The sequence below is a fragment of the Corynebacterium wankanglinii genome, assembly GCF_013601005.1.
GTDB classification, from domain to species: Bacteria; Actinomycetota; Actinomycetes; order Mycobacteriales; family Mycobacteriaceae; genus Corynebacterium; species Corynebacterium wankanglinii.
Genome location: NZ_JABFED010000001.1, coordinates 495,971 through 510,463, shown reverse-complemented (window position 1 = coordinate 510,463; position 14,493 = coordinate 495,971). Strand labels below are relative to the sequence as shown.

Annotated in this window: 19 protein-coding genes; 3 read left to right on the top strand and 16 right to left on the bottom strand. The window is 66.0% G+C overall.

The window, feature by feature from the left end; genetic code table 11:
• The first annotated feature begins 268 nt into the window (after positions 1–268).
• Positions 269–580, top strand: coding sequence for a WhiB family transcriptional regulator (locus HMA55_RS02540; protein WP_181191493.1), 312 nt, complete (start codon positions 269–271; stop codon positions 578–580).
• 71 nt (positions 581–651) lie between these two features.
• On the opposite strand, the gene groL is transcribed toward HMA55_RS02540, so the two are convergent.
• From groL to HMA55_RS02490, 10 genes are all read right to left on the bottom strand, one after another.
• Entirely contained in the window at positions 652–2,262 is a 1,611-nt protein-coding gene (gene groL / locus HMA55_RS02535) for a chaperonin GroEL (RefSeq protein ID WP_181191492.1), read from the bottom strand.
• Positions 2,263–2,270: 8 nt separating this feature from the next.
• Positions 2,271–2,570: a co-chaperone GroES gene (groES, locus tag HMA55_RS02530; protein WP_181191491.1), complete on the bottom strand. Its 300-nt coding sequence runs from the start codon at positions 2,568–2,570 to the stop codon at positions 2,271–2,273.
• Between the two features lie 156 nt (positions 2,571–2,726).
• Entirely contained in the window at positions 2,727–3,191 is a 465-nt protein-coding gene (locus HMA55_RS02525) for a hypothetical protein (protein WP_181191490.1), read from the bottom strand.
• A 51-nt stretch (positions 3,192–3,242) separates the two neighbouring features.
• Positions 3,243–4,292: a tRNA (adenosine(37)-N6)-threonylcarbamoyltransferase complex transferase subunit TsaD gene (gene tsaD, locus HMA55_RS02520; protein ID WP_181191489.1), complete on the bottom strand. Its 1,050-nt coding sequence runs from the start codon at positions 4,290–4,292 to the stop codon at positions 3,243–3,245.
• On the bottom strand, positions 4,289–4,768 hold the full coding sequence (gene rimI, locus HMA55_RS02515; RefSeq protein WP_181191488.1) for a ribosomal protein S18-alanine N-acetyltransferase: 480 nt from the start codon (positions 4,766–4,768) through the stop codon (positions 4,289–4,291). The genes tsaD and rimI overlap by 4 nt, the downstream gene beginning before the upstream one ends.
• Complete coding sequence (tsaB, locus tag HMA55_RS02510) at positions 4,765–5,397, bottom strand: tRNA (adenosine(37)-N6)-threonylcarbamoyltransferase complex dimerization subunit type 1 TsaB (protein WP_181191487.1); 633 nt, start codon at positions 5,395–5,397, stop codon at positions 4,765–4,767. Before tsaB ends, rimI begins: the two co-directional genes overlap by 4 nt.
• Positions 5,397–5,900 carry a hypothetical protein gene (locus tag HMA55_RS02505; RefSeq protein WP_181191486.1) on the bottom strand — a complete coding sequence of 168 codons (504 nt, stop codon included), beginning with the start codon at positions 5,898–5,900 and terminating at the stop codon, positions 5,397–5,399. Before HMA55_RS02505 ends, tsaB begins: the two co-directional genes overlap by 1 nt.
• Before the next feature lie 10 nt (positions 5,901–5,910).
• A complete protein-coding gene (gene tsaE / locus HMA55_RS02500; RefSeq protein ID WP_181191485.1) occupies positions 5,911–6,375 on the bottom strand; it encodes a tRNA (adenosine(37)-N6)-threonylcarbamoyltransferase complex ATPase subunit type 1 TsaE in 465 nt (154 codons plus the stop codon).
• Positions 6,376–7,443, bottom strand: coding sequence for an alanine racemase (alr, locus tag HMA55_RS02495; protein WP_181191484.1), 1,068 nt, complete (start codon positions 7,441–7,443; stop codon positions 6,376–6,378).
• A gap of 7 nt (positions 7,444–7,450) precedes the next feature.
• On the bottom strand, positions 7,451–8,101 hold the full coding sequence (locus tag HMA55_RS02490) for a hypothetical protein (protein ID WP_181191483.1): 651 nt from the start codon (positions 8,099–8,101) through the stop codon (positions 7,451–7,453).
• Between the two features lie 75 nt (positions 8,102–8,176).
• On the opposite strand from HMA55_RS02490, the gene HMA55_RS02485 reads away from it, so the two are divergent.
• Positions 8,177–9,031 carry a dienelactone hydrolase family protein gene (locus HMA55_RS02485; protein WP_181191482.1) on the top strand — a complete coding sequence of 285 codons (855 nt, stop codon included), beginning with the start codon at positions 8,177–8,179 and terminating at the stop codon, positions 9,029–9,031.
• 23 nt (positions 9,032–9,054) lie between these two features.
• Here the strand turns inward: HMA55_RS02485 and HMA55_RS02480 are convergent, their stop codons facing one another.
• The 4 genes from HMA55_RS02480 to glmM form a co-directional block, all read right to left on the bottom strand.
• Complete coding sequence (locus HMA55_RS02480) at positions 9,055–9,369, bottom strand: hypothetical protein (protein ID WP_181191481.1); 315 nt, start codon at positions 9,367–9,369, stop codon at positions 9,055–9,057.
• Positions 9,339–10,418, bottom strand: a complete 1,080-nt coding sequence (locus tag HMA55_RS02475) for a hypothetical protein (RefSeq protein ID WP_181191480.1) — start codon at positions 10,416–10,418, stop codon at positions 9,339–9,341. The genes HMA55_RS02480 and HMA55_RS02475 overlap by 31 nt, the downstream gene beginning before the upstream one ends.
• Before the next feature lie 8 nt (positions 10,419–10,426).
• Positions 10,427–10,762 carry a hypothetical protein gene (locus tag HMA55_RS02470; protein WP_181191479.1) on the bottom strand — a complete coding sequence of 112 codons (336 nt, stop codon included), beginning with the start codon at positions 10,760–10,762 and terminating at the stop codon, positions 10,427–10,429.
• Positions 10,763–10,869: 107 nt separating this feature from the next.
• The gene (glmM, locus tag HMA55_RS02465) at positions 10,870–12,213 is read right to left on the bottom strand and encodes a phosphoglucosamine mutase (RefSeq protein WP_181191478.1); all 1,344 of its coding nucleotides are present in this window, start codon (positions 12,211–12,213) and stop codon (positions 10,870–10,872) included.
• Between the two features lie 142 nt (positions 12,214–12,355).
• On the opposite strand from glmM, the gene HMA55_RS02460 reads away from it, so the two are divergent.
• Complete coding sequence (locus HMA55_RS02460) at positions 12,356–13,423, top strand: HNH endonuclease signature motif containing protein (RefSeq protein WP_181191477.1); 1,068 nt, start codon at positions 12,356–12,358, stop codon at positions 13,421–13,423.
• A gap of 75 nt (positions 13,424–13,498) precedes the next feature.
• On the opposite strand, the gene rpsI is transcribed toward HMA55_RS02460, so the two are convergent.
• Entirely contained in the window at positions 13,499–14,047 is a 549-nt protein-coding gene (gene rpsI / locus HMA55_RS02455; RefSeq protein ID WP_181191476.1) for a 30S ribosomal protein S9, read from the bottom strand.
• On the bottom strand, positions 14,047–14,490 hold the full coding sequence (gene rplM, locus HMA55_RS02450) for a 50S ribosomal protein L13 (RefSeq protein ID WP_181191475.1): 444 nt from the start codon (positions 14,488–14,490) through the stop codon (positions 14,047–14,049). The genes rpsI and rplM overlap by 1 nt, the downstream gene beginning before the upstream one ends.
• Positions 14,491–14,493: the final 3 nt, after the last annotated feature.

Below are 14,493 nucleotides of genomic sequence, written 5' to 3'. Positions count from 1 at the left end.
CTCACTCCTTTCTGCGGTCCCCGCACTCCGTATCGCGTAACCCGTTCATCATAAACGCACACGCCGGTTCCTTCCGTCTACCGAGCTTTTGCCAGGAATTCACCTGTCCGTAACCCGTGACGTTCAACCAGCTAAACGGCATTACTTTCACACCCGCCCGGGCCACGACAACCCGCCGTAACCGCGACGACACCAAACGTTAACCGGAGCAGTCCACACTCGAATGCGGTTTCACGTCAGAGGTACTTCTAAAGGAGCGCTCCCGAATATGTCTTTGCCGCACCAGCTTCCCGGGCCGAACGCCGATTTCTGGGATTGGCAGCTACACAGCGCATGCCGGGGGGAGGCCTCCGAGATCTTCTACCACCCCGACGGGGAGCGCGGACGGGCGCGTGCCCAGCGCGAGAACCGCGCAAAGGCCATCTGCTTCGAATGCCCCGTGCTGTCCCAGTGCCGCGAGCACGCCCTGCGCGTCGCCGAGCCGTACGGCATTTGGGGCGGCATGAGCGAGTCCGAGCGCTCCGCCGTCTTGCGCGGCGCGGCGGGCGGCATGAAGGTCGCCGCAGCCTCTGCAAAGTAGGCACACACGAAAAAGCGCCCCAGGTGTTGCTGGGGCGCTTTTGCTTGTCGACGTCGCCTTCGGCCATGCCCCTAGTGGGCGTGGCCGTCGTGCTCGTCGTCCTCCTCGGCGGGCTTCGTCACCACGGATGCTTCCGTGGTGAGCACCATGCGGGCCACAGACGCGGCATTGACCACCGCATTGTGGGTGACCTTCACCGGGTCGATGATGCCCTGGTCTAGGAGGTTGCCGTACTCGAGCGTGGCGGCGTTGAAGCCCTCACCGTTGCCCATTTCGGCGACCTTGAACACCACAACGGCGCCGTCGAGGCCCGCGTTGTCGGCGATCCAGTAGGCCGGCTTGGACAGCGCACGGGCCACCGCAAGCACACCGGTCTTCTGCTCGCCCTCGAAGCCGTCCGCGAAGGTTTCCAGCTCTCGAGCAATCTGCACGAGTGCAGAACCGCCGCCGGCGATGATGCCCTCCTCCGCCGCCGCCCGGGCAGCGTTGATGGCATCCTCGACGCGCAGCTTACGCTCGTTTTGCTCGGTCTCCGTCGCGGCACCGACGCGCAGCACGGCCACGCCGCCGGAGAGTTTGGCCAGGCGCTCCTCGGCCTTCTCCTTGTCCCAGGTCGAGTCGGTGGACTCGATCTCGCGGCGGATCTGGTTGCGGCGGTCCTCCACTGCCTCGGCTGTGCCGGCACCGTCGACGATGACGGTGTCGTCCTTGGTCACCGTCACGCGGCGGGCGGAGCCGAGGTGCTCCAGGGTGGCGTCCTTGAGGTTGACGCCGACCTCCGGGTCGATCACAGTCGCGGCGGTGACCACGGCCAGGTCGTCCATGAACGCCTTGCGGCGCTCACCGAAGTACGGCGATTTCACGGCCACGACCTTGAGGATCTTGCGGATGGAGTTGACCACCAGCGCCTGCAGCGCCTCGCCCTCAATGTCCTCGGCCACCACGAACAGCGGCACAGACTCGGAGGCCGCCTGCTCCAGCAGCGGCAGAAAGTCCGGCAGGGAGGAAATCTTGCCGCGCACCAGCAGAACGCGAGCGTTCTCCAGCACGGCCTGACCGGCGTCCGGATCCGTCATGAAGTACGGGGAGAGGAAGCCCTTGTCAAAGGAGATGCCCTCGGTCAGGTCCACGTAGGAGTCGATGGACTGGGACTCTTCGACGGTGAGCACACCGTCCTTGCCTACCTTGTCCATCGCGCCTGCGACCATCTCGCCGACCTCCGGGTCGCGCGAGGACACAGTGGCCACGTTCGCGATCTCGGCGGAGGACTGCACCTCCGTCGCCCGGGCCTTGAGCTCCTTGACAACCTTGTCGGCCGCCGCCTTGATGCCCTTGTTCAGCTCGATCGGGTTCGCGCCAGCGGCGACGTTGCGCAGGCCCTCTGCGACGAGCGCCTGGGCCAGCAGGGTCGCGGTGGTGGTGCCGTCGCCTGCGATGTCGTTCGTCTTCACCGCGACGGACTTGACCAGCTGCGCACCGAGGTTCTCAAACGGGTCCTCGAGGTCGATGTCGCGTGCGATGGTCACGCCGTCGTTGGTGACGGTCGGCCCGCCCCAGGACTTCGACAGCACAACGTTGCGGCCGCGCGGGCCAAGGGTGACCTTCACCGCGTCGGCGAGCGTGTCCACGCCGCGCTGGATGCCCTCACGAGCTTCCTGATCAAATGCGATGAGTTTTGCCATGTTGCCGCTTACTTCTCGACGACGGCCAACAGGTCACGGGCGGAGAGCAGCAGGTACTCCTCGCCACCGTACTTCAGCTCCGTGCCACCGTACTTGGAGAAGACGACGGTGTCGCCCTCCTTGACATCCACGGCGATACGATTGCCGTTGTCGTCCAGGCGGCCCGGGCCGACAGCGATGACGACGGCTTCCTGCGGCTTCTCAGCAGCGGAATCCGGGATAACCAGGCCGGACGCAGTCGTGGTCTCGGCTTCGGCGATCTGGACGAGGACCTTGTCCTCCAGCGGCTTGATGTTGACGTTTGCCATGATCAGCAACCTTTCATTGGTGAATGATTCAACAGTTCAGGTCTGAAGAGGCGCAGCCGTCGTCGCGGGTGAACAACTGTGCTTCACACAACCTGCTTTGGCACTCTACCCCTGAGAGTGCCAGCCAACAACCGCGGGCCACGCCACTCGGCCGGGTCAGCGGTTCCTTACCGCGTTGCGCCAGAGCTCGAACTCTTCGGCGTTATCCTGGCGGTAGTTCTCAACCGCGCGAATGGCCTGCAGCACCTTGTCAATCGTGCGCTCGTCCACACTCGCGCCGTCACGGGCGGTGAAGATCACCGGGCCAGAAATCGCACGGGTGGGGTCGGTGAGAAATTCCGGGTTGGCTGTCTCGGCGGTGTTGCGGGCCAGCGACGCAACAGGGTTCGGCTCCGCACCCAGTTCGGCCGCGTCCGGGCGGAAGATCGCGTGGAAACGGTTGCCCTCCTGGTCGAATGCCACGTCGACAACCTCGTCGGCCACGCCGCCGAGCGTCTCGCGGGCGGTGTCCTCGTCGAACACGATGCGGCGGTAGGAAAGATCCGGATTCACCAGGAACCCGAAACGCTCACGGTCTGCCTGATCCTGGTTGAACTGCTCGGTCACGGGGGGTCCTTTCATCGGTGAGGGTTACGGACACTCAATCTATCCGCACCCCTCACGTTTCGCTGGCTACGAGCCGACGAGCGGAACCTCGACCTCCAGGCCAGTGTCCGTGCCCACGCCGAGACCGGACGGCTCGGCCCCCTCATGGATTAGCTGGGCCGCCAGTGCGGCGATCATCACACCGTTGTCGGTGCAGAGATTGAAGCGGGGAACCCGCAGCTCGATGCCGGATGCGTCGCACCGCTGCTCCGCCAACTCGCGAAGCCTCCGGTTCGCCGCAACACCGCCGCCGAGAAGGAGCGTGCGCGCGCCCGTGTCCTCACAGGCCATCACCGCTTTGGCGGTGAGCACGTCGCAGACAGCTTCCTGGAACGAGGCGCACACATCCTCCAGCGAGATCACCCGGCCGTCGCGCTCCGCAGCCTCCACATGGCGCGCAACCGCGGTTTTCAGGCCAGAGAAAGAAAAGTTGTAGCGATGCTCGCCGCGCAGATCCTCCGCACGCGACAGCGCGCGCGGGAACTTCACCGCGTGCGGGTCGCCGGACGCAGCGAGCGTGTCCACGACTGGCCCGCCCGGATACCCCAACCCCAGCAGCCGGGCGACTTTGTCGTAGGCCTCCCCAGCGGCGTCGTCAAGCGTGGTGCCCAGCTCGCGCATCGGCTTGCCCACGGCTTCAACCTCGAGCAGCTGGGTGTGGCCGCCAGAGACCAACAGCGCAATCGCGTGCGGCAGCGGCTCGCCGTCCAGGTTGGCCACGGCGACATGGCCGCCCAAGTGGTTCACTCCGTAGAACGGCACCCCCCAGGCCGCCGCGTACGCCTTCGCCGCCGACGCGCCGACCAGCAGCGCACCCGCCAGGCCTGGGCCCACGGTGGCAGCCACGGCATCTGGTTTGGCAATGCCCGCATCCGCCAGCGCCTTTTCCATCACCTGCGGCATCGCCTCAAGGTGCGCGCGCGAAGCGATCTCCGGAACGACGCCGCCGAAGCGGGCGTGCTGCTCCATCGAGGAAGCGACCACGTCGGCGAGGATGTCCATCGTGCCGTCTGGGTGCAGGTCTACGATGCCCACGCCCGTCTCGTCGCACGAGGACTCGATGCCCAGAACGATCATTGGTCCCGCCTTTCGCTGATCTTCGGCCGCGTCATGGTGTACGCGTCCATGCCGGAGGCCTGATAGTAGTTCTTGCGCACCCCCGCGGTGAAAAAGCCGAAGCTTTCGTACAGCCTGATCGCGGCGGTGTTGTCGACCCGGACCTCCAGAAAGCAAGGGCCATCGAGCAGATCCACGGTGTGCATCATCTGGTCCATCAGCGCCCGGCCGACGCCTCGGCCTTGCCGGCTGGGGTCGACACCGATGGTGTGGACCTCAAACTCCGGGTCCTCGCGTGGGCCCAGCATGGCCAGTCCCGCGTACCCGGTCATGGTGGCGCCATCGAAGGCGCCGAGATAGAAGGTATGTGGCGCGGCGATCTCGGAGCGAAACGCCGCCTCGGACCACGGGTTGTCGCCGGCGAACAGGACGGCCTCAAGCTCGGCCGCCGCTGCCGCATCCGCCACCGTGAGCTCGCGGAATTCCGCTGCCGTCATGGCAAAGCCGGGGACTTCGGCGCCTGCTTCGGGGGCACCGCATCGGGACGGCGCAGGTACAACGGCACCAGGGGTGCGGGAGGCGCGCTGAAATCGGCGGCCGCCACCAGGCCGGCAGGTGTCGGGGGTTGGTAGGTGACCGAAGGTGCGTCGATAGGCAACTGCGCAGCTAGCGTGCCAGGCACACTGATCACATCCACGGCAGGCGACGACAGATCTGCAGGCTTGCACACGTCCGGCCCCGCGACGCGCTCGCCGCCGGAGTAGCGCGCCCAGTAGACCTCTCGGCGGCGAGCGTCTGTGACCACCAGCGCGTCACCGGCCAGCTCGGCGGCCACCGCGTCGTGGGTGCACACCCCATGCACCGGGATGCCAAGGGCTTGGCCGAGAGCGGACGCGGTGGCCATGCCCACGCGCAGACCGGTAAACGGCCCGGGCCCGCAGCCGACCACAATGGCGCCCAGATCCGCGAACTCCACCCCTGCTTCACCGAGGAGCCTGCGAATTTCCGGCATGAGGCGCTCGTTGTGGGCGCGGGTAGCAACACACGTCTGTGCGAGCACCCGCTGCCCGTCCACGACACCGGCGACCAGATCCGTCGTCGCCGTGTCGAGGGCGAGCACGAGCATTACTGGCCCATCCCGAGGGTCCAGCGGCCCTGGTTCATGTGGAACGGCATCGCAGTGTTGAGCGGGAAGGACTCGGACTGCGGCACAGTGCAGATGTCCACCTTGTTCAGCTCGACACCGTCCACCTTCGGCTGATCGCCTTCATTGGCCGGGATGAGCAGGACGTAGCCGAGGTCCCCGCCCAGATCGAGGTCGTCGGCGTTGAGGCCGAACGCCTCCAGCTTCGCATCGACGAGCTCCTGCGGCTCACCCGGGCACAGGGTGGTGTAGCCGAGGTAGCGCTCGGGATCGTAGATACGGGACGGATCCACCAGCTGCGCGGTGACTACGTCGCCACCGGGGCGGGTCTGCTGCAGCGAGCGGGACAGGGAGTTGGTCGGCGCCACCTGGGCCACCTCGTCGGAGCGGGACTGGGGGATAAAGATGATTCCGGCCAAAATCACGAGCCACAGCACGGCTGCGAGCCCGATCCAGCGGCGGGACTGGCTTGTCGTCTTCAGCATGAAAGTAAGCCTACATCCCGCCCACGACACGCCAGGAGATAATGCGCGCCTCCGTCGCCGAGTGGGTGTGGCGATCCAACGAAACGTGGATGTAGCTGTCGGCGAGCTGCTCCACCAGCCCGCCGCCCCATTCGGCAACCACGACCGCGTCTTCGAGGTCTGTGTCTAGGTCGAGGGCGTCGAGCTCGCCGAGGTCGCTGCCGAGCCGGTACGCGTCCACATGGACGAGCGCGGGGCCACCGCTTAGCGACGCATGCTGACGCGCAATCACAAACGTCGGCGACGTCACCCTGCCCTTGACGCCCATCCCCTTCGCAATGCCCTGCGTGAAGGTGGTCTTGCCCGCGCCGAGCGGGCCCTCGAGGACAACAAGGTCCCCGGCCTCGAGCGCCGCACCCATCTCTTCGCCGAGCGCCTGCGTATCGACGGCTCCGCCACACACCCGCTCACCCCGGGCTGGAAAACTGTTCCTCATCTACTGCCCCTCACCGATATAGGTCCGCGTGGTGCGGCCGCGCGGCGCGCACACCACCTCGTAATTGATGGTGCCGGCCCGCTTTGCCAAGGCGGAGGCGTCGCCGAACAGCACCGCCTCGTCGCCGGGTGCCACGTGCGCCGCGTTGTCGCCGAGCCAGACGACGATCTGGTCCATGGAGACGCGTCCGACCTGCGGATACGCGCGCCCACCGATAGCAACCTCGAGCGCGCCCTGCCAGGCGCGCTGCACCCCGTCCGCGTAGCCGGCCGGCACGACTGCGCTAAACCCGTCCTCTGGAGCCACCCAAGTCCGGGCGTAGCTGGTGGCCTCGCCTTTGCGCATGGGCTTGACCGTTACAACTGGCGCCGACCAGGTCATGGCCGGTTTCAGCCCGTGGTCGAGACCATCCACCGGCTCCAGGCCATACAGGCTCAACCCCGGGCGCACCATGTCGAAGTGCAGGTCGGGTCGGGTCCAGGTCGCCGGCGAGTTAGCCATATGGTTGCGCTCCACGGCGAGCCCTTCCTGGCGAGCCTGCGCAATAGCGCGGCGAAAAGCGGCGGCCTGCACGTCCGTGTACGGGTCGGAGGGGTCGTCCGCGCACGACAGGTGCGTCATCAACCCCGCAACGGTGCATTTGCCCTGCCGCTCCGCCGACGCGGCGAGCGCGTACGCCTCCCCCCAGCGCTTTTCGTCAATGCCGGAACGGTGCATCCCCGTGTCGACTTTGAGGTAGATGGTGGGGGCCGAAGGGGCGTCGATAAGCGAGCGCAAGTGCGCGACCGAAGGGACACCGACGTCGACGCCCTCCGGGATGTCCTCGCCCACGTCCCACAACCAGGCCAGCACCGGCTTGCTGGTGAGCCCGCGCACCCGGCGCGCCTCAGCGAACGTAGCCACCCCAAACGCATCGGCGCCGTTGTCCTCCATCACCGGCACGCAGCGCTCCACACCGTGGTTGTAAGCGTCTGCCTTCACCACGCACATCAGTTGCGCTTCCGTGTGCGCGCGCAGCATGCGGGTGTTGTGCGCGATGGCGTCAAGGTCGATGGTTGATGTGAGCACGGGGCTATTACATCATGTGGGTCACGCCGAGCACGACGAGCAGGACGGCGACAGCCCACGTCGCCCCAGCAGTGACCGGCTCGGGATGAGCACGAGCCCAGGCAAAACCGCGGGCGGCAGCACTGCCCGGTTTGGCCCGGACCCAGCCCACGGCCAGCGCCGTCAGCGTGGGAAGGGACAAGGCGACCGTGGCGTAGAGAGGAATCGTGGCATAACGCACCTGGGCGTCAATCCCGGCAGCCGAGAGCAGCGCCAACCCGCCATAGAACGGAACGGAGGTGGCGGACTGGATCAGACCGAGCACCACCCCGGTGAGCACCGTGGCCGGACCCGGCGTGGCAAGCGGGCGCATGATCCTTTGCGTCAGCGATGCGTTATCGCCGCCGCGCATAGCCAGCACCGCAGTGAGGACACCAGTGGCGATGAGGAGGACGCCAAAAACGGGGCCCTCCACAAAGCGCTGCACCACCGGCCCAAGACCGTCGAAAATGACCAGCATGAGCAGAGCCAAGCCCGCCACCCCGCACCAGTCGCCGGCGATAAGCAGCGCCGTAGTTTTGGCGTAGTGCTGGCGCGCGGCGATCCCGACAGCGACGATGACCCCGATGAGGAGCAGATTCACCGAATCGATGAACGCCAGCTGCAGCGCTCCGAGCATCTGTCCTCCTCGCGGCTTCGGGTTGCGATGTCGGACTCACACTAGCCCACGCGGTATTGCAGTAAGATTGCCCGCGTGTCTGCGAAGCTGAAGAAACTCTCCGACCTATCCAAGCGTGGCCCGCACCGCGTCATGGAGGGCGACCTGGGCTATACCGGGTTGCCCGGCAAGGTGTACACCCCCGCCGAAGGCAAGAACTTGCCGGGTGTGGCGTTCGGCCACGATTGGTTGCGGGGCATCGACGCCTACGAGGACACCCTGCGCCACCTTGCAAGCTGGGGCATCGCGGTAGCGGCACCGGACACCGAGACCGGCTTCAAGCCCGACCACCGCGGACTCGCCGCGGATCTGGAAACCGCCATGCAGATCCTCGCGGGCGTGCGACTGGGCAACGGCAACATCTCCATCTCCCCCGGCAAGCTGGGCATTGTGGGCCACGGCATGGGCGGCGGCGCCGCAGTGCTGGCAGCGGTTGACAACTCTAAGGCCAAAGCCGTCGCAGCGGTGTACCCGGCAAACGTGGCACCGTCTGCGGTGGAGGCCGCCCGCAATCTCTTCATCCCCGGCATGGTGATCGGCCCGGGCAAGGACGGCGATTCCCTCTTCGACCCAGGCAACCCCGCCAAGTTGGCCTATAACTGGGCCGGCGAGGTGGTGTACCGCGCGCCGAAGAAGGGCGACCAGCAAAGCTTCTCCGAGGACACAATGGTCAAGCGGATCCTCGGCCTGGGCAAGTCCGACCGTAGCCTGCAGGAAACCGTGCGCGGCCTGCTCGTGGGGTATCTGCTCCACCAGCTCGACGGTGACAAGTCCTACTCCGCCTACTCCGAGGCGGAGGCGGAAGGCTCCGGCGTGGAGTCTTTAACCGGCGAGAAGCTCTCCGAGGCCGCTGGCCTGGCTCGCGACAACGCCAGCTTCTCCCTGTTCTAAACGGCAAGCACGCCGCCCGCCTCTTAGGCGACTGGGTTCTCCCCGTTCGGGCCGATCGCGCGCAGCACTGCCTGGATCTGCTGTTGCTTGTGGGCTTTCTGCGCGGCGCTACGACGCGGACGCGGCATGCTGTAATCCCCACGCGGCACCGTCACCGGCTGCCGCGGCAACGTCTCCCGGGCTCGCGCATGGTGTTTCGCCGTCATCTCCATTTTTTGCTGCGTCTCTTTCATGAGCGCCTCGAAGTCCGCCATGCGCTTCGCGGTGCGCCGCTGGTACTGGACGACAAACTCTTCGAAATCCATCTCTACCACTCCCCTGATTTCTTCATTGCCCACGGTTCGGCTGCTCCCCCGCCGGCGGAGTCCCCGCCAACCTGCGCTGGCTGGGTTCCCAGGTGCTCAAGCTTCTTCGGCGGCGGCGCGGGTTCCTCCACCTGCGACAGCTCTGGAGGCGGCGCAATCACGCCATTTTCGACCGGGGTCGGCGGTGGCGGCGGTGGCGGCGGTGGCGGCCCAGGCTCGGGCTCAGGCTCCGGTTCTGGCTCGGGTTCTGGTTCTGGCTCTCGCTCCGGCGGTTCCGGCGGCGGGCACTCCTGCTGGACAGAAGTGATGCACTCCAGCGCCCCAATTGCCGCGCCGGCCCCGGCCGCACCCAATGTGCCGACCAGCGTGCACGGCTCGATGCGCAGCTTCGCCTCCAGCGTCAGGTCGAGCCCCAGCCCGGTGCCGGCGGTTGTGGAGGTGGCGGCTGGGCGCGTAGCGACGTCGCAAAGCGAGCGCCCCTTTTCCCCAAAGTCCACTGGTTCAGCAGGCTGGCTAGCCGCGGCAGCGTCGACCCGCGTCGCAACCTCGCCCAAACACTCGCGGATGACGCAGTTGCGGTCGCTGGCGGTCTCGCGGGCGCAGCGCAACGCCTCAATTACCACGTCCACCGCGGACTGAACGAGTTGGCTAATCCCGCAGTTCAACACGATGTCCAACATGCGTTTAGCCGGTGCGAGCAGTTCACGCAGGGCCGTTTCTGCAGTGGACACTACCTCCGTAATCGCCTCGCCGCATTGCCCGATACTCTCGCCAACTTCCCGCGTGCGCTCGAAATGCTCGGACTCGCGGGCTTCGTCGCGGCGCTCCCGCTCGCGGATGCCTACCTCGTCGAACCAGGCACTGTCGTCGCACGAGCAGGTCCTCGCGGGTGTGTCCGGCCGGTCGCACCCGGCGGACAAACGCGCACCGACGCGCAGGAAAGCACTGAGATCCAGCCCTTCCGTCTGCGCAACCTGCTCAAGCAGCTCACCAGCCAATCCGTGCACCGCGGCGCGCTGCCCCGGACCTACGTCCGGCGCTAATTCGACAGCGTCCACCAGCGACCTGACGTCGTCTCTCACCGCGGTCATCATGCGCCCATCACCCCACCGGCCTCGCCGCGGACGCCACCCAGATAGTCGGCGGAGAGTTGATCGGCGGCCACCGTGGCGTCGCTAAGCAGGAGCACCTGCTCCCAGTTCTGCCCGCGCGCCGCGAGGAAACGCTTGGACGTCTCGTGCAGCGCCTCCAACGCGTCCGTGATCCGCTGGCCCTCGCGCTCGAAACCCGCACCAAAGGCGGAGGCGGCCACGTCCAGGCGCTGCCGCTCCAAAACCAACGAAGTGTCGCGGTACGCCGCTATGGCTGCAGAGTAACGCTCGCGCACGGCATCGATGTCGATGTCTAGCGCCCCAGCATGTGTCATATGCCCACCCCCGAAAGGTTCGCAGTTGAACTGTCTTACCTTTACTTAGACTCCCCCAACACCCCGGCGGTTCCCCACCGGGGCAAAAAACTTTTCCGTGAGCAAACCTACACGGCCGCGACCACCGCCGCGAGGCGGCCGGCGACCTTGCGCGCCTGCTCCTCCTCCGCAGCCTCCACCATGACGCGGAACAGCTCCTCCGTACCCGAGGGGCGCAGCAGCACGCGGCCGGAATCGCCCAACTCAGCCTCGGCCTCGGCGATGGCGTCCTTGACCGAAGCGTCGTCGAGGATCAGCGCCTTGTTGGACACCGGGACGTTGATCAGAGTCTGCGGCAGCACCGACATCACGCTGGCAAGCTCCGCGAGAGATTTGCCGGTCTCCGCCATGCGTTCCATGAGCATCAGGCCGGATAGGACACCGTCGCCGGTCGTCGCCTGCGCAGGCACGACGATGTGGCCGGACTGTTCGCCACCGAGCGAGAAGTCGCCGCGGCCGAGCTCCTCGAGCACGTACCGGTCGCCCACCTTCGTCTCTCGCACCGCGATGCCCTCGCGCTCCATGGCGAGTTTCAGACCGAGGTTACTCATGACAGTGGCCACCAGCGTGTTGTCTTTCAGCGAGTTGGATTCCTTCATACCGGTAGCCAGGATCGCCATGATTTGGTCGCCGTCGACGATGTTGCCCTGCGCGTCCACGGCCAGGCAGCGGTCTGCGTCGCCGTCGTGTGCAAGCCCCAAATCCGCGCCGTACTCGACCACGGCGGCCTGAATCTGGTCCATGTGGGTGGAACCGGAGCCATCGTTGATGTTGTAGGCGTTCGGAGTGTTGTGGATGGCCGTCACCTCGGCGCCCGCGACAGCGTAGGCCTTCGGCGCGACCTCGGAGGCGGCACCATTGGCGCAATCCACCACGACCTTGATGCCGCTCAGGCTCTGCCCGATCGCCTCGTTCAGGTGCGCGAGGTAGCGCTCCTGGGCGTCCGGTGCCTCTTCGATCACGCGTCCGATGGCGGTGCCGGTCGGGCCGGTTTCCTCCAGCACGGCCATGGCGCGTTCGATTTCGTCCTCGATATCGTCCGGGAGCTTCTTGCCGCCCGCGGCGAAGAACTTGATGCCGTTATCGGGCATGGGGTTGTGGGACGCCGAAATCATCACGCCGATGTCCGCACCGTAGTCATCGGTGAGAAACGCCAAGCCCGGGGTGGGGATGACGCCGACCCGCAGTACGTCGACACCCTTCGACGCCATACCAGCCGCCATCGCGGCTGCAAGCATCTCGCCGGAAACGCGCGGATCGCGGCCGATCAGCGCGATCGGGCGGCGTTTTTCTGAGCCGCGATCCTTCGTCAGCACCGTCGCCGCAGCGGCGCCGAGCTTGAGTGCGAGCGATGCGGTGAGGGCCTCATTTGCCAGGCCGCGGACACCGTCAGTTCCGAACAATCGAGTCATGCGCACAATTATGCACTTGCCTATCGACGATCGCTTCGCCACCCCTTTCTAACTGGGAGATTACCCGTTTTCCACAGGGGCGGGTGCGCGAATTCCACAGGGGTGGCGGCGGTGGGGTTGCGGGGTGGTTAGTGTGCCGGGTATGAACCCGTTCGACGCACTGATCCAGGCGATGGCCGCAGAATCCATGGAGACACTGCGGCACTTCGACCTGTCTGTCGCACTGGCTGCCGGCATGGCACCAGAGCGCGCCCGCGCATGGGCGGCGATGCAGGACGTCTACTACGGAACAACGAAATTCACCCGCAAGCAAGCCCTCGCCGCGCAGAAAGCTCACGGGTTTTCCATCGACGAGCTCGCACTGATCGAACGGCGCATCAGCGGGGTCAAAGACACGGCCGAGCGGTGGCGGCTGCGCCTGGAACTCCTCAAGGTGCGCGGCGGGTACCGCGCGATTGAACGCGCCGCACGCGAACTCATCCCCGCTGATACCACCCCGAAGAAAAAGCAGGTCGCCTTCTCCCGGCCGAGCAACGGCCGGGCACGCATCACCATCGACACCACCGACAGCAACGCCGCCGACTTAGAACACCGCCTGCGCCAAAACCTCGACCCCACCACACCGGCCGCACCCCAAATGGAACAAGAATTCTGGCGCATCCTCGACGGCGACACCGGCGGTGTTGTCGCTGCCGCACCCCGGCCGATCGTGATGGTGCCCATCGACGCCCACATGCGCATCCTGGCCGGTGCCGGCGACGAGATCGAACTGGTGCTCACCGACGGCACCACCATGACCGGGGCCGAATACCTGCAGCACGAGTTCGGTCACGCACTGGAAGTCGCCGCGTTCCACCCCACACACGGGGCGGTGAACCTCTACCGCACGAAACGCTTGGCCAACCAGAAGCAGCGCGACCTTGCCGCGATGGTTTCCCCGGTGTGCGCGTTTCCCGGCTGCCGCCACGGCGCATACGCGTGCCAGACGCACCACGTCACACCGTGGCAACACGGTGGTGAGACCAACCTGGACAATCTTGCCCCGCTATGCCGCTACCACAACCGCGTCAACGATGATGACCCAACACGGCGCAAACGCGGACGCATCACCATGGACCGCGGCGCACCCATATGGGCCTCACCAACCGGACACCACCACACAAACACCAACCGAGGAGCACTCAACCAACTCTTCGGCCCCAACCGCTAACGCAAACACCCCCAAAAACAGCAAACGCCGCCGCCCAAAAACGGACGACGGCGAATAACGCGCGCGCAGAAGCGATTAACGCTTGGAGTACTGCGGTGCGCGACGGGCCTTGTGTAGACCAGCCTTCTTACGCTCCACGGCACGGGCGTCACGGGTGAGCAAGCCTGCCTTCTTCAGGGTCGGGCGCTCAGCCGGGTTGTAGATGTTCAGCGCACGGGCGATAGCCAGGCGCAGAGCACCGGACTGGCCGGTCGGGCCGCCACCGGAGATGTTGGCCTTGATGTCAAACTGGCCCTCGCGCTCGAGCAGGGTCAACGGGGTGAGGATGTCCTGCTGGTGCAGCTTGTTCGGGAAGTACTCCTCGAACTCGCGGCCGTTGACGGTGATCTTGCCCTCGCCCTCGACGACGGTCACGCGAGCGATGGCGCGCTTACGGCGGCCAACGGTCTGGATCGGGCCCTCGTGCAGCGGGGCAACCTCAGCGGTCTCCTCAGTCGCGTCGACCTCGGGGGCGATCGCGTCGCCGATGGTGTAGTTGAACTCCTCGGTCGCGGCGGTTGCGGCGTCGACGTCGGTGCCCAGGTCCTCAGCGGCGGTGTTCTCGAAGTTGTTCGGCTCGGTCATTACTGTGCCACCTGCTTAAACTCGTAGGTTTCCGGCTGCTGGCCAGCGTACGGGTGCTCGGCACCGACGAAGACGTGCAGCTTCTTGATGGACTGACGGGAAAGCTTGTTGTGCGGCATCATGCCCTTGACAGCTTCCTCGATCACGCGATCCGGACGCTCGTCCAGTGCGCGACCCAGGGTCATGGACTTCAGACCACCCGGGTAACCGGAGTGGCGGTAACGCATCTCGCGGTCGCGCTTGTTGGAGGAGATGTGGATCTTGTCGGCGTTGATCACGATGACGTGGTCGCCGGTGTCAACGTTCGGCGCGTACTGCGGCTTGTGCTTTCCGCGCAGGATATCTGCAACGGTGGAAGCAAGCTTGCCCAGCACCACGTCGGTTGCGTCGATGACGTACCACTTACGGGTGATGTCACCGCTCTTCGGGTGGTAAGTAGACATGCA

Bases quoted from the DNA above. Each gene is read 5' to 3' on its own strand.
- HMA55_RS02540 (WP_181191493.1), top strand. From the start codon at position 269: ATGTCTTTGCCGCACCAGCTTCCCGGGCCGAACGCCGATTTCTGGGAT.
- groL (WP_181191492.1), bottom strand. From the start codon at position 2,262: ATGGCAAAACTCATCGCATTTGATCAGGAAGCTCGTGAGGGCATCCAG.
- groES (WP_181191491.1), bottom strand. From the start codon at position 2,570: ATGGCAAACGTCAACATCAAGCCGCTGGAGGACAAGGTCCTCGTCCAG.
- HMA55_RS02525 (WP_181191490.1), bottom strand. From the start codon at position 3,191: ATGAAAGGACCCCCCGTGACCGAGCAGTTCAACCAGGATCAGGCAGAC.
- tsaD (WP_181191489.1), bottom strand. From the start codon at position 4,292: ATGATCGTTCTGGGCATCGAGTCCTCGTGCGACGAGACGGGCGTGGGC.
- rimI (WP_181191488.1), bottom strand. From the start codon at position 4,768: ATGACGGCAGCGGAATTCCGCGAGCTCACGGTGGCGGATGCGGCAGCG.
- tsaB (WP_181191487.1), bottom strand. From the start codon at position 5,397: ATGCTCGTGCTCGCCCTCGACACGGCGACGACGGATCTGGTCGCCGGT.
- HMA55_RS02505 (WP_181191486.1), bottom strand. From the start codon at position 5,900: ATGCTGAAGACGACAAGCCAGTCCCGCCGCTGGATCGGGCTCGCAGCC.
- tsaE (WP_181191485.1), bottom strand. From the start codon at position 6,375: ATGAGGAACAGTTTTCCAGCCCGGGGTGAGCGGGTGTGTGGCGGAGCC.
- HMA55_RS02490 (WP_181191483.1), bottom strand. From the start codon at position 8,101: ATGCTCGGAGCGCTGCAGCTGGCGTTCATCGATTCGGTGAATCTGCTC.
- HMA55_RS02470 (WP_181191479.1), bottom strand. From the start codon at position 10,762: ATGACACATGCTGGGGCGCTAGACATCGACATCGATGCCGTGCGCGAG.
- glmM (WP_181191478.1), bottom strand. From the start codon at position 12,213: ATGACTCGATTGTTCGGAACTGACGGTGTCCGCGGCCTGGCAAATGAG.
- HMA55_RS02460 (WP_181191477.1), top strand. From the start codon at position 12,356: ATGAACCCGTTCGACGCACTGATCCAGGCGATGGCCGCAGAATCCATG.
- rpsI (WP_181191476.1), bottom strand. From the start codon at position 14,047: ATGACCGAGCCGAACAACTTCGAGAACACCGCCGCTGAGGACCTGGGC.
- rplM (WP_181191475.1), bottom strand. From the start codon at position 14,490: ATGTCTACTTACCACCCGAAGAGCGGTGACATCACCCGTAAGTGGTAC.